Raw genomic sequence first — 14124 nt, forward strand, 5'->3', positions numbered from 1 at the left:
ACTCATTGGCAAATATCACGTTTTTGCACACACTTGTCCATACAATTCCACCAACCGATCATTTAGAGTTTTCATGTCATAGTCCGTTTCCACCCGGGCACGTCCGGCTCTTCCCATATCCGGCCATTTTTCAGGATGGTCAACCAGGTAGGACAGTCGATCGGCCAGGGCATCCGCGTCTCGCTCCCGTACCAGATAACCCGATACACCATCTTCCACGAGTTCCGGGATGCCGCTATGCTGAGTGGCAATAACCGGCAACCCCATGGCCATGGCCTCTTTAATTGCATTGGGAATGCCTTCCTGATCACCGTCTTTGGCGGTCACACTTGGAGCGATCAATATGTGTGCATCCTGCAACAATCGAATGACTTCCTCATGGCTTTTCCATCCTAGTAACCGCACATGCTCCTTGAGATCTCGCTCCTGAATTAATTGCTCCAGGTCCCCTCGTAATTCGCCCTCTCCGATTATGGAGTAGCGGATGGATTTTCCCGATTTAACTATCTTATCGACTGCTTCAATCGCATAGGGAATACCCTTTTTCTCAATCAACCGGGCAATGGTTATGACGTGTATCGGTTCATCCTGGAGAACGTTCTTGGGGGACCATGCGAGGTTTTGGCATTTAATACCAGAGGCCAAAACGACAATTTTCCTCTCATCACATCCTTGTTGGACAATGAGATTTTTCAGAGAATGACTGACCGGTAAAAAGAGGTCCCCTTCCCTAAATAATGTTTTATACAAATCGGGGCATTCATAGATCATTTTTGAGGCATCAAATCCTCGAAAAGAAGTCACCACTTTAGCCGTTGGGGCAGCCACCTGCTTAATATATAATCCTTGCAGACCATCCGTGCCAAATTGACAATGAATAATGTCATAGGGTCCCGTTCCTAAAAAGGGAATAATTTTATACAGAAGCGTTAATGATGAAGCGGCCCTTCCATATTGAAAAACATTTAAGGATCTCACTATTGGAACGGGATATTTTAGGATATATTTAAGAATAAGATACAACCCCTTGGCGAATCGTCGAACTTTATTTTTTGGTACAACTTGATACCTCGTCCGTTCCCTCAACATATATTTTTTGAGGTTTTCTGAATTCGGAAGATCATCTCTTGCTTTCCCGGCAAAAATGTTGACCTCAAGTCCAGCTTCGATCATTCCTACAATTTGACTTTGCACAAATGTTTCCGTGGCAGAGGGAAACTGGCTCACGATAAACGCTACTTTCATTCTTCATCCTCTACCATTTTTTCAGTTACGTCTTTCAAAAGACACCTGCAGGAATCATAAACCTTTTGCGGATATGGGCAATCAAATACACCATCTTTCAACCCTCACGTGATCTTCTTCGAGGATCTTGCACCAACGATAGAACATTCTCCTTTTGGATTTTCTGATAGAACATTTCCATTCACCTGTTCACCATTTTGAATAAACCTCCAGGATGACCGGAGGGAAAAATATTCAGTAGATCCTTAAAAGAGTTTTCATATTTTCTAAGGGGAGACCGGCTTAAAATACCATCTCCGTATACCCTTCCTATTTCCCCCGCACAAGTTCTGAGGCATAATAATCAACCGAATACCCGCCCGTTTGGCGACAGATAGCTTCTTTCGCACGCTGCATTTCTTCATGATCTAATTTTTCAATATATTTATCATACATGTACAGGACATCCATAAATTCGATGTAATAGGGACTGGACTCAAGAGCATTGGTTAGACCGAATTGGAGGAGAAATTTCCTGAGAAAATAAAAATTGTTTTTTATGTAAGGAAGCAACCACGAAAGTGGCATTTGCTGATACAAGGTAAGGAAATCCTTAAGATTGGTAATTTGGTATTCTTCAGAAAAACAACTGATGGTTAAATCCCGATCAATCCATCCGCCAGGATACACAAGCCGGGGATACTGCCGTCGCAGAGCCCAAAAAACCTTTCGTATACTCCTTACTTTAACGGCATGTGCCACAACTTCAACCTTAGATCGTGGCTTTTTTCGTGATTTCATCCACATTACAATAAAAATTTTATACAGGGCCTCTGCCGGTTGATGTTCTAAGACTCTTTGTAGCGCTCGCAATCCCTTTTCGGACCATTCAGCATAACGTGTGTTTTGTGGAATCACATGGCTAAGGCGATTCACTACGGTCAATGCCTGCACATGCGTATTGAGACAAAGCGAATTACCAGGAGATTTACCAAAAAGGACAGATTGAAAATGTGCATGTTTGTCCATATGTTCATTCGTATCGTGTAAAAACCAAAGACTCCCGTCATCGAGCTGTTCCATCAGATGCTCGGACACAAAATCCATTCCACGTTCTGCGGCTTCTATCCATAAAGACTCACCCGTTTTTTCATACTGCGAAATGAGCAAATGAATGCCGTCCAGATGGAATCGGGCATGGGTTTCAATTTCATCGGTCCAAAAACCGTGCCCCCACTCCCCTTTTGGCGACAGGTCTAAAACAACAGAATACGCAATGACATTTTGGATGATGTCATACAATTTTTTGCCGGTTTCCTGAAATAAAAACCCAAAATAACTCCACCAGGCGAATGCACATTGCTGACATTTGAATCGTTTCTTAAGGTCTTTGTGCCCACGAGGGTCATAGAGACTGCCGTTGACCAGATAGGTCCAGATATCTGAGGGTTTGCTGGCATAAAACCAATCTGTTTTTCGATAGACACGTCGTTCAATGGAATTCAACGATGTGATTTCACCGACAAACTCCTCGCAAGCATCTTCGATAATCATAAACGGGACAATGGCCCGTTCTCCTGGCATTCCTGTAAGGAACAAATGCAGTTGAATACCGGAACTCACTTCCCAATGGCAGGGAAGAAACGAGTCCTCAGGGGCTGAAATACGTTGGGATTGGTCGAAATGAAATTTTGCACCAGCAGCAGGTAGCCAAACCGTATATATTCTTTTTTCATATTGAACGGTTAGGAGCATTCCAAATTCATTTCCATGAAAAACTTTCAGGACCGAGGCTGCACTTGAAAATGTTATGTGGGTAGGCCTCTCCTCTGCACAGACACGAAGGCTATGTATTCTCACACCCTGCCTCACATGGACATCCACCAATTGGGAGCAAAACTCATCAAATGCATATTCAACCCGCTCAAAACCGTTAGAAGCGAAAATTCGCTCCTCTTTTTCTTTTCCAAAAAATATATCCGTTGGATAAACTTTACTGTGTGAATCCATGGTACTCCTTGCTCAAATGGGGATTCGGTAGCTAAGAAACAGCAATGTTGGTCCAACCGCTACGCTTCATACCCAAAAGAACCTATTAATCGTTTCATTTTCCTTTTACCCGCTTTCCATTCATCAAGAATGGCGTATTTCAAAAACCGGCTGAAAGAAAATAAATACCCACATTTCCGGGAAATCAGGAATAAGGCCTTTAAACGGGAGCTCAAAAACTTCTCTTTTTTTAGTAAATTATAATTATGTCTGAAGATGAAATTCTTCCCTGTCCTTCTTATTTTTTGGACCATACTCTTTTCAGAAACCAACTGGCACATCGTTTCGACCAATAGCAATGACTCTTCACACCACTCTTTAGTTTTCAGAGATAATGTTAATTCATTGAGGTGTTTCCGATTACTTGCCTTACTTTCTCGAATATCCTTTCGGCCATACCGAGAGGATAATTTGGCTATTGCCATGACATCTAACAGTAAATTATGTTTTGAATGCATGCCGCCGATTTCTCTTAACTTTTTGGTATTCAATAGGGTACTGCAGAGGTAAATACCCGTCTCAAAGGATAAATACGCCAAAAGAAATTCTTCCGTTGAAAGTCCACCTACTGTGTTGGGCCACTCCCCTAGCCACTGCCCATCTGGGCCAATATAGCGAGTTCCTGTTCTGATCACTCCAATATCCATCAATGAATAGTTCACCGTTTTTAAGCACACATCAACAAAATCCTCATCAATAAGATCATCATCCTGTAACAGTAAAAAATAATCTCCCCGGGCTTGTTCTATACAATACTTAAAATTATTGAAATGCCCGATATTTTGACTGTGCTTTTCATATCGAATGCGAGAATCATTAAATTCGTTCACCACTTGTTCGGTATGATCAGCCGAACAATTGTCTGAAACGATAATTTCTAAATTTTTATAGGATTGGTTTATCGCGCTGTGAAGGGTGTGCTTCAAATACGTGTCTGCTCGATTGTAGGTCGGAATCGCAATCGTGACTAATGGCTTTTCCTGATGGAGCATATTGGACCTCTTCAAAAGTGTTTCTCTTATCCCTTATGGGTAAAAGCATGAAATTTATTTCTCAGACAATGAGGATAGCGTGCAGGTTGCGTTGTGCCTCCATTATAAACCTCACGGCCGCGTCAGACCCTTCGTGCCACTCAGAATGACACTCCTTTCAAACTCTGGCTCGATTCCTTTGTTGATGCCCCAGAATGACAGATCAGCCAATTATGCCGTTTAACCAATAGGATATTCTTTGTCCTCTGTGTTTTTTTCTTGGCTACTGATAATGTTTATTCATCCATAGCGATAAGCTGAGCAGAGGCCATAGCGCCCATGAAAGATCGCTCCCACCATCGAGATGCAGATCATACAGCCGTCGAAGAGCTTCCTTGTTTACTTCCAACCCCAACATTTCATCTCGTTTCAGTAGACTCTCCTCAACCATTTCCCGGAGTGAAGTACGTAACCATGCTCCCATAGGCACCTCAAAACCCCGCTTTCCTTGAGTCTGTTGTTTAGCATACTTGGATAAGACCTGACGTAAAACCATCTTCCCCATTTTTTGCTCCACATCAAGGCACTGGTGCCAGTCGGTTTGTGCCGCTATTTCAATAACTTCCTTATCCAGGAGCGGCACCCGAACTTCCAATGAATGGAACATGCTTGCCCGATCCACTTTCATCAACACATAGGGCAAATGACATTCAAATTCGGCAATTCGGGAATATTGTGCTGCACGATCTTGATCGCAACTATCATATTCAAAGGCTTTATAGGCATTTGGCCAAACTGGCAATGACGGAAAAATTCGGTTCAACCATTTTTCAGAAAGATGGGTGAGCATAAGACGATGATAGCTTCCGAGTGAAGGTTGATTGAGATGGTTATAATTTCCATATTGCAGAACTCTCTTCAATCCCCGCCATACCCAACGCCACCAAAATGGGTACCGAAAATCCCCTGCATTTTTCACCAAGGAACCAAAGCGGCCCGTGTAGCCCCAAAACAATTCATCACCGCCATCGCCGGAAAGCATGACCTTGTAATTTTGACTGGCCAGGCGGGATACCATCATCGTGGGGAATATAGAATAATCTCCAAACGGCTCTCCACAGCTTTCTATCACATCATCCAAGAAATCAAGCGCTTTGGCGGGATCCATACATTCAATCCTATGTTTAACCCCAAATTCTTTCGCATAGGCCATGGCATCCTGTGTTTCATCCGTGGCTTTTTCACCGGTTCCGATTGTAAAGACCTCAACGGGGCCTGCACTCACCGATCTCATTTTTGCGACGACCAGCGGTGAGTCAATACCTCCGGAAAGGAATGCTCCGACGGGAACATCACTGATCAGATGCCGTTTCACAGCCGCGGTGATCGTCGAATCCACCGCTTCCAGAGCCTCCCGCCCTTGCAATTTCGGCGTTTTGTACTGCGGAAATTTAAAGTATTGCCCTTTTTCTACGTGTCCATCCGCCGTAAATTTGACCCAGGAACCAGGCTCAAGCATATTGGAATCCTGCATCAGGGCATAAGGCGCAGGAATATAGGCCAACCGCAAATAGAGACCCAGTGCTTCAGGCGAGACCTCAAGATTATGGCTCAAGGGATGCGCCAGAATCTGATTATATTGAGACGCAAATACCATTCCTTCAGACTTCTTGAGATAATACAGCGGTTTCATGCCAGCATGGTCCCGAGCCAATAGCAATCGCTTTTCCACCGAATCAAAAAACCCCAAGGCAAACATTCCGTTAAAGCGATCCAATGCTGCGACTCCCCATTCCATCAGGGCATACAGCACTACTTCGGTGTCGCTGGTTGACCGAAATCGAACTCCACGAACTTCCAATTCTTTCCGTAAGTCCTGAAAATTATATATCTCACCATTAAAGACCAGCGTATAGCGACCATTTTGAACGGTCATAGGTTGGTGGGCATTCATACTTAAATCAATGATAGCCAAACGGCGGAAGACTAATGTACACGTCCTATGATCGGTCCAGATTCCTTGGTCATTGGGTCCCCGACGTGCCATCAAAGCACTAATCTTTTCCCAATCGGCTTCAGGCCCCAACGCTTGATTAAATCGTAATTCTCCAGCTATCCCACACATGTCCTAGCCTACTCTCTCGAGGAACAAGAATTTCAAGATGGTTGTCGACGATGCAACTAAATTGTTTGAAGTAGATTTTTGAAATGTCAGTCGTTCTTAACGGCACACAATTCTTCGTAAAGATTAAACGCCTTTAGATATTCTTGGATATAATGCATCACATTCAGGTTTTCATCTGTCATTTCACGATCTATTAATCGAGAGATCATCTCAAGATAAAAAATCCATCGATAGGTTTTTTCTAATGCTTTCAGGCTGATTGAAACTTCCGGAGCCTTTGCGGTTAATTCCGAAATGACCATCGGCAATGCCTTCTGTATTTCTGAAACCAACACACTTACTGACACGCCCCTACAGGCGGGTCGATAAAAAAAATAACTGTAAAAATCAAACAATGCACTCCGATATCCAGCCCCTTCCCAATCAATTATTTTCATTCCATGCCGGGTATTCAGCATATTGGCTGGAACAAAATCTCCATGGGCAAACACCCAAAAAATTGGGAAATTCCCTTCCGCTTGGAGTCGACGAACGATGTCTTCAATAAATGATGTAATTTTTTGATACGCCGCTCCAGTGGATCCCGGCTTTGACAAGATTTTTGATTGTAATCCCCTGGTCATATCCAGAGCATGTTCTACAGAGTTTTGAGAAATTGGTTCCTGAATCAGCATTAAACTTATCAAATGCTGAAGAATTTCATTGAAAAATTTTTCTAATAACGCTACGGAATCCAAAGCCTTATAGGAGGAATCCAAAGATCCATTCACATATTCTTCCTCGTACCATCTTTCCTCAATACTCCATTTTTTTAATGAAGAGGCAAATTCCATACAGGAGACACGTTTCAATATTTCAATTTCATCGCGAATAACGGCGGAATTCACATGACCATCGAATACTTTAATGGCAATCCTCTTGTGAAAATCGAATATTTTGTACCCCTGATGAATGGGCACACATATTTGACCATAACATGGCAACTCAACGACCCCTTCGCTCTGTAATATTTGAAACTTATACCCCAAAAAAGTAATAAGACACCTCACATTGCTCTTCACAAATCCCAGATAACTATGGACCTGTTTTACGAATAACCTGCTACGAGAAGTCTTTGAATCAAATCGTACAATAGGGGTTAAGGAGTCTTTTATGAAAAACAACATCCAAGCTAAATCAAGGATGTTTTGCTGTAAACAAAAAAACCGTCTATTCTCACTTTGGATTTTTACATATTGAAAGCCTACTGATTGATGGGAGGTCATCTCTTATTTATCCGAATCTTTTTTATTTGAGATCGGCATGGTCAAGCGGATGCTTCAATCAGACCAACATGGCCGGGATTTACAGTTGAAATTTTGTGAATAACAGGATTATCTGGAGTGGATCGAAGGGCAAGTTGCGTACTAAAGTACAGAAAAAGGAGCAAATCCTATGGAAAAAGTAGAAATATTATAATCCTCAACCTACACTTCGGTCTTTTCTGCGTGTGCTTCTTTTGGACTAAATTGCGTTTCCCACTTTAAAAGGGGCCTGACTACTCCCGGGATATGTCCGACAGAATCACCACGAGCCCCATTACCATCCATACTGTCAATTACATGAAATGCCACAACATCATTAACCTTCAGGCGCTTCACCCACGGATTTTCGGTGCCTATCGTCGGCCCAATAAAATATCTCCCTTCGGAAAGCAAATTCCCAGGGATCACGGACGTACTCACGTATCGCCCAATGGGGCGCGGTTTCTGTCTCCAGGCTAGATCATTTTCGAGCGGTAAAAACGCTTCAATTCCTTCTTCATTAAACACATGGTAATAGAGCCGCAGCACATAGCCCGGTTGCAGTATCTCATACTCTATCTCGATTCGAACAGGTTGACTAATATCCGCAACGTCCGACACCAGGCCATCGTGTGTCCGCACTCTTACACCGCATAATCGAACGACTTCATCTCCAGGTGCCTCCATGACATTAGGCCATCTACGCTCAGCTTTGGTACATTTATCGGAATTCATGTAACTGGTGATGACTTCATGAGTTGGACCATCCTCACGCACTTTTCCACCTTCGAGCAGAATAGACCTGGAACATAGACGGGTGACAGCCGGCATATTGTGCGAAACGAACAGTACGGTGCGCCCATGTTGGCCGACCTCTTTCATTTTATCCAGACATTTTTGTTGAAAACGTGCGTCACCGACCGCCAACACCTCATCAATAATCAAAATCTCCGGCTCAAGATGAGCGGCGACGGCAAACGCCAGGCGCACTTTCATGCCGCTCGAATACCGTTTCACAGGGGTATCGATAAATTTTTCTACTCCGGAGAAATCCACAATTTCATCAAATTTCCTGTCGATTTCTTTCTTCCGCATGCCTAAAATGGTCCCATTCAGGTAGACATTTTCTCTCCCTGTCAGCTCCGGATGGAATCCGGTTCCAACCTCGAGAAGACTTGAAATCCTTCCACGGATCGTGACCTGCCCACTGGTGGGATAAGTAATTTTCGACAGAATTTTCAGGAGAGTCGATTTTCCTGCGCCATTGCTCCCGATAATGCCGATAATTTCCCCTTCTTTTACCTCAAACGAGACATTCTTGACAGCCCAGATGACATCGGGAGGATTGGTATCTTGATCGGGATTCACATCGTCGAATTTATAGAGGGAGCGATAAACCCGGTAATTTTTGAGAGGATTTTTAATGAAATTCACGATGGTGTTAAAAAAATTATCCTGGATGGTTTCTTTCAATCCGATCCGGTAGCACTTACTGATATTTTCAATTTTGATGGCGAGATTTCGATTATTCATGTTTTTCCTGATACTGGTCTGGTTCCTTAAATCACATCTACAATGATACGCTCCATCCGCTTAAAATACACCGCTCCACTGATGACCAACAGGACCGCTGTCAGTGCTCCAGGCCATATGTAAAGCCAGGGAATGGGCGTTCCGAGCAAACACGCTCTGAATCCCTCTATGACACCGACGAGGGGATTGAGCGAGTACAGCAATCGATACCCCTCCGGTATCGATGATGCCGAATAGACGATGGGGGCCGTATACATGAGCATTTGAATAAAAAACGGCATGGCTTGTTTGACATCACGAAATCGAATGGCCAGTGAAGATAGCCACAATCCTATGCCCAACGGAACAGCCATCATCATGATGACCAGCACGGGGAAAAGCAGGAGATTCCATGTGGGGGACACGCGATAGTACAACATGATGCAGAGGACAATAAACAGAGAAATTCCAAAATCAACCAGCTTAGCCAAAATGGGAGTAATGGGGAATATGATCCGAGGGAAATAAATCTTCCCTAATATATTCGATCCCTGAAGGAGGCTTTGACTCGATTGCGTAAGCGCCTGTGACATATACGTCCAGGGGATCACTGCTACACTTGAAAATAAAATATAGGGAATGCCTTCCGTTGGCAGTTCCGCAACCTTTCCAAAAATAACCGTGAAAATCAAGATTTGCACAAGAGGTTGAATGATTGCCCATGAAAATCCCAAAACAGTCTGCGCGTATAACGCCTTAATATCGCGCCAGGTGAGAAAATAAAACAGGTCTCGATAATCACTCAGCTCTTTAAAATTTATAACTTTCCAGCCGGAATCAGGTTGTATAATGGTTACCATATCGGCACTTGAACATGTAGTTTCTTCTGTATTTTTCATTTTGCTTCCAAACATTTTATTCCTTCGTTTTGGCACGAATTTGGATTCGTTTCACGATAACAAACCCGACACTCATTCCTTAATGGCTTCGATTATCCACGTCAGCTGATTATAAAGGATTCGGAGACTTTCCATTTCCGGGAACGGCTACTATTCGTTGATTTTAGGATATACCTCGACGGAGCTCTAACCATTGGCGGTCAAAACGTTTCGCTGTTACCATTTGCCTCTTGGAAATGAACAGATTTTGCTTGGGATGCTGCCTTTCAATGGTCCAAGCTATCCTAGACATAATCTGAATACCATAATCTGGAGCAGTGTAATAGCTACAACTCATCGGACCTGTTCTTTTCGTGCCAATGAAACACCACATCACAAACCACCTTATTTCCATAAGGGGTATGATGACTATAGAGCTGATATCCAAACCAGAGTTTTTCCTTCTTTTCAGGAACATACACCTGATCGAATGAATCAATAATTTCAATAGCATATTTTTCTGCATATTTTCTAATAAGGCTTCGTTCATGATCCCTTCTTTCAAAGCCTTCCTCCAGAAGGATCCCCGGACCATACTGTAGTAAGACCACCTTTGCCTTAGTCCCGGTTAGATTAGCAAATCGTTGAAAGGAAAAATCCATGATCTCCTCGATTTCTGCAGCATTCTCCCCTGGAATTTCATATCTCCCGTCGTATTCAAAATTCCCTCTTTCCTGAAGAATTGGCAACAAATGCCTTTGCAGGATCACCGAATATCCAAGAAACCATAAGAAATCCGGGGAAGGATCAAATCTCCCAGGCGGCACTATCATCGGTTTTCCATCCACCGTGGCAATATACGGTTTAGAAAAATTCGACCGGACCTTTAATCGAACGCGATTAAAATCTGATCCAACCGTAATCGACCAGATAAGGGTGTCGAAAGGTCCATGATTGGCAATGGCCTGTTCCGCCCTCAAGAGGGCTTGGGCAGCTCCATAGCCACCCACTCCGCCATTCCAAACCTCATGGCCTGTTTTGTTTGCAAAACAAGCCGGCCACGTTTGAGAGTTATGCACCTGATCCCCAAAGGTGAAACTATCGCCCACGGTTAACACTTTTTTTCCGGAATGACCGGGAACATTCACATTGCTGTCATCGACATTACGACGGAAACCGTGACGGTCAATAGAGACATGGACGTTATCCCAATACGGTGGATGATGAATGATTCCACTAAAATCCGGATTGGGCTTATACCCAAGGACGGGATCGTGGGTGGTAAGACCAAGCAATCTATTTTCATGGAATAAATTGAACCTGGTGAATAATTGTCCATCACATTGCCCCGTCAGGCAAGATTTGACGGTAGAATATGTCCTTAACCCGATTTCGGCGAGGACAAAAATTAGGATCACCACGCCAATATTAATGAGGAGAATTTTAATCCAGTTCTTCAATATTTTCACGCTCGAATTTAACTGATATCTTGGACAAGAGGTCTAGCTGCTCAACCAAGGGGGTGAAGGCAAACTCATTCTTTCTTTATCTCGCTTGGTATTGGTTAATGTAGAGATTTTGCCGGCATTCCTATTAATAAGATGGTGAAAACGATGAGCAGGGAACCATCTATAGCAGATTCGTAGGGAAATACCTTCAGTCAACGCTAGGCAAAACCATCCATCGAATGAACCCTTCCTCAGATCATATGAGAAGTTACGAATACCTCACCCAAGGATAAAACCCTCTGGCTGAAACTATGGAGGGCTGGAGGGATAATATTTCTCAATCTCAACAGCAGCGTTTTCAGACTATTTGTTTATATATCGTCCCGAAATGCTCCCAGCCTTAGGCTTTTCGGATTCCCCTTCTATCGCCACGCCCGTCTCACTGCCATTCCGCATACATCCTTACCTAGGGGGTTCCGGCATACTTTCACACTTTAATGTGGAACCCCCCATCCTTCTGAGCTCCGAACAATGAGGGACAGCTGACTGGGCCCGTTCAACAACCGATCCGCCAATATCGCGCATTCCTGCGGTCATTGAAGAATGGTATGGGATAAAAGGTTGAGAATGGATTAGCCAAATTCCAAAACAATCAGGGCATTTTATACGGAATTTTTTGACCGGATCTACCGATCAGCCGGTTATTGAACCCGCTTCTTTCCTTCGGAATAGGTCTTACACGGTATTGAACTGGGCCCACATCTTCCATCAACCGCTGCCATCCATTGCCCATTCATGAAATGCGGATCGACATGGTGCATGCCATACGCATTCCATCCTTCTCCTGACATCGTGACGACAGGTTTTTCTGAAACGATTTTCTCTTTATAGGCGGTTTTCGATAATTCTTCTATTTCAAAGGCGAACACCTGAATGCCGTAACGTGGCTCAGTATCTTGGGTGAACCGGTAAATTCGACCCTCATGAACGAGAACCCTTCCGCCCGGCCTGGCGATATGCTTATTTAATTTTATGATCGGATTCATCGGATGAGGCATCCATTCCCCCATCAACTCATCAGCATAATAGAGGTTTAAGGCATCATTTAGTGGATTGGTATAAAACAACCACCAGACATTCTCATATCGAAAAATTGAGGGATCCACATAATGCTCCCCATTGAAGATACTTTTCACAAATTGCCATTCCGCAGGAAATGACGTGGCCCGGTACAGCCTGATCGAGAGATCCTCGTGGCTCTCCAGTATCAAGTAATCATTGTTGTCCCATTCAAACACATAGGGATAGGATAAATGGAAGGGTTCATTGATGAGAATGTTTTTGTATTTCCATTCTTTCCCATTCTCGCTTTCGGCATATCCAATGTCTCCCTGTTTATTGGCACGATTCAACACTTCAAAAAACAGATAAAAACGACCATCTTTGATGGTCATAAAGGGATCGGCAACAAATTTGGCATCGACATCCGTCACATCCTCTGCCGTAAGAACGGGATTCGAGATGTCTTCCGGATCATGCAATTCAAATGGGGATACACCCGTGTAGATGCCAATGGACCAGGGCCCGGAACCAGCATTCTCCATCTGTGGACTTAAAAAGCCACGGACCGCACCCAGATATGGAGAACTAACCCTCCAGATCAATGCCCCTATTACCAGGCTCATGATGATTATCCCAGCAAATACAACTGGAGACAGTCTAAATTTCCTCATTAATGCCATATCCTTCCACCGAGGCATGTTCGTAGAAGGGCATCACACACACTTTCCAGTCTGGGTATGGGAGCATAAAATTTTTCGCCCTTCATCCACCTCACAGTTAAATCCCAACACTGCACACAACCGTCGCGAGGAAATCTTTGTACTCTCTCTTCTCTTTCAAAAATGAGGGGAAAGGTGGTCCTTTTTTTAAAATCTTTTCCACATCACTAATTTTCCAGAGCCCCAATGATTTGTCTTTGTACTCCCCCTTCTTGGTCTTTTGAGTGCAATGTTCCACAAGAAGGAATTGGGGGGGAGGAAAATGGAAAGGACCCGCTTCAAGATTCAGGGGCCTCCATTGCCCAGTTGCTATGTCCCAGTTTGCGTTTCGCTCAGGAAATGTGGTTGTGAGCAAATAGGATGATTCACTCCGACTCATGTTCTTCAACGCCATGAAAATGTTCGAAAAGGAAAAATGCCCTAAACAATCACGACAAAAAATAAGGTCAACTTTGGGCAAGTCACTTCGCAGGAGATTGAGCTTGGTGAAAACGATATTATCCGTCTGATATAATTGTCGATTACGCTCAACTAATTCTTCAACTATATCTGCTCCTGTATAATGCACACCCTGCAAATCCACCATTTTCATCCAGAAAAAATCACCACAGGGTATATCCAGCATTGTGGAAATTTTTAAATCGTTCAGGAGAATTGGCAGTTCTTTCACAATCGTCTGTGTTTGCTCAAGATCTGAGCCTTGCCCGGAAACGCTACTTTTCCCCCTCCAATAATTTTCCTTATAAATTTCAGTGAATATGGCCTCCGTGGATTTCATACGTGAAGGCACTTCCTTGTAAATTTCCAATATCAATTTGTAGGCAGAACGGGCACCTGGAATTGATTTAATCAA

The 14124-nt window shown here is 43.6% G+C and carries 10 protein-coding genes; all 10 read right to left on the reverse strand.

Going from position 1 to position 14124, the window contains the following annotated elements; all coding sequences use genetic code 11:
• Positions 1-15: 15 nt before the first annotated feature.
• The 10 genes from PQG83_RS10960 to PQG83_RS11005 all read right to left on the reverse strand — a co-directional run bounded on the left by PQG83_RS10960 (position 16) and on the right by PQG83_RS11005 (position 14049).
• On the reverse strand, positions 16-1245 hold the full coding sequence (locus tag PQG83_RS10960; protein WP_312740824.1) for a glycosyltransferase: 1230 nt from the start codon (positions 1243-1245) through the stop codon (positions 16-18).
• A gap of 309 nt (positions 1246-1554) precedes the next feature.
• Positions 1555-2979: a hypothetical protein gene (locus tag PQG83_RS10965; protein WP_312740826.1), complete on the reverse strand. Its 1425-nt coding sequence runs from the start codon at positions 2977-2979 to the stop codon at positions 1555-1557.
• Between the two features lie 314 nt (positions 2980-3293).
• The gene (locus PQG83_RS10970; protein ID WP_312740828.1) at positions 3294-4265 is read right to left on the reverse strand and encodes a glycosyltransferase family 2 protein; all 972 of its coding nucleotides are present in this window, start codon (positions 4263-4265) and stop codon (positions 3294-3296) included.
• A gap of 262 nt (positions 4266-4527) precedes the next feature.
• Positions 4528-6369, reverse strand: a complete 1842-nt coding sequence (gene asnB, locus PQG83_RS10975; RefSeq protein ID WP_312740830.1) for an asparagine synthase (glutamine-hydrolyzing) — start codon at positions 6367-6369, stop codon at positions 4528-4530.
• Between the two features lie 86 nt (positions 6370-6455).
• Positions 6456-7328, reverse strand: a complete 873-nt coding sequence (locus tag PQG83_RS10980) for a phosphotransferase family protein (protein WP_312740832.1) — start codon at positions 7326-7328, stop codon at positions 6456-6458.
• Between the two features lie 507 nt (positions 7329-7835).
• Positions 7836-9185, reverse strand: a complete 1350-nt coding sequence (locus tag PQG83_RS10985) for an ABC transporter ATP-binding protein (protein WP_312740834.1) — start codon at positions 9183-9185, stop codon at positions 7836-7838.
• A gap of 26 nt (positions 9186-9211) precedes the next feature.
• On the reverse strand, positions 9212-10024 hold the full coding sequence (locus tag PQG83_RS10990) for an ABC transporter permease (protein ID WP_312740836.1): 813 nt from the start codon (positions 10022-10024) through the stop codon (positions 9212-9214).
• 365 nt (positions 10025-10389) lie between these two features.
• Complete coding sequence (locus PQG83_RS10995; RefSeq protein ID WP_312740838.1) at positions 10390-11511, reverse strand: SGNH/GDSL hydrolase family protein; 1122 nt, start codon at positions 11509-11511, stop codon at positions 10390-10392.
• Positions 11512-12191: 680 nt separating this feature from the next.
• On the reverse strand, positions 12192-13175 hold the full coding sequence (locus PQG83_RS11000) for a glucosamine inositolphosphorylceramide transferase family protein (RefSeq protein WP_312740841.1): 984 nt from the start codon (positions 13173-13175) through the stop codon (positions 12192-12194).
• Positions 13176-13329: 154 nt separating this feature from the next.
• The gene (locus PQG83_RS11005; protein WP_312740844.1) at positions 13330-14049 is read right to left on the reverse strand and encodes a class I SAM-dependent methyltransferase; all 720 of its coding nucleotides are present in this window, start codon (positions 14047-14049) and stop codon (positions 13330-13332) included.
• Positions 14050-14124 lie beyond the last annotated feature (75 nt).

This window comes from Candidatus Nitrospira neomarina, assembly GCF_032051675.1.
In the GTDB taxonomy this organism is placed as follows: domain Bacteria; phylum Nitrospirota; class Nitrospiria; order Nitrospirales; family UBA8639; genus Nitrospira_E; species Nitrospira_E neomarina.

Coding starts and splice junctions, on each gene's coding strand:
- PQG83_RS10960 (WP_312740824.1), bottom strand. CDS start 1,245: ATGAAAGTAGCGTTTATCGTGAGCCAGTTTCCCTCTGCCACGGAAACA.
- asnB (WP_312740830.1), bottom strand. CDS start 6,369: ATGTGTGGGATAGCTGGAGAATTACGATTTAATCAAGCGTTGGGGCCT.
- PQG83_RS11005 (WP_312740844.1), bottom strand. CDS start 14,049: ATGAAATCCACGGAGGCCATATTCACTGAAATTTATAAGGAAAATTAT.
- PQG83_RS10985 (WP_312740834.1), bottom strand. CDS start 9,185: ATGAATAATCGAAATCTCGCCATCAAAATTGAAAATATCAGTAAGTGC.
- PQG83_RS11000 (WP_312740841.1), bottom strand. CDS start 13,175: ATGAGCCTGGTAATAGGGGCATTGATCTGGAGGGTTAGTTCTCCATAT.
- PQG83_RS10965 (WP_312740826.1), bottom strand. CDS start 2,979: ATGCTCCTAACCGTTCAATATGAAAAAAGAATATATACGGTTTGGCTA.
- PQG83_RS10970 (WP_312740828.1), bottom strand. CDS start 4,265: ATGCTCCATCAGGAAAAGCCATTAGTCACGATTGCGATTCCGACCTAC.
- PQG83_RS10990 (WP_312740836.1), bottom strand. CDS start 10,024: ATGGTAACCATTATACAACCTGATTCCGGCTGGAAAGTTATAAATTTT.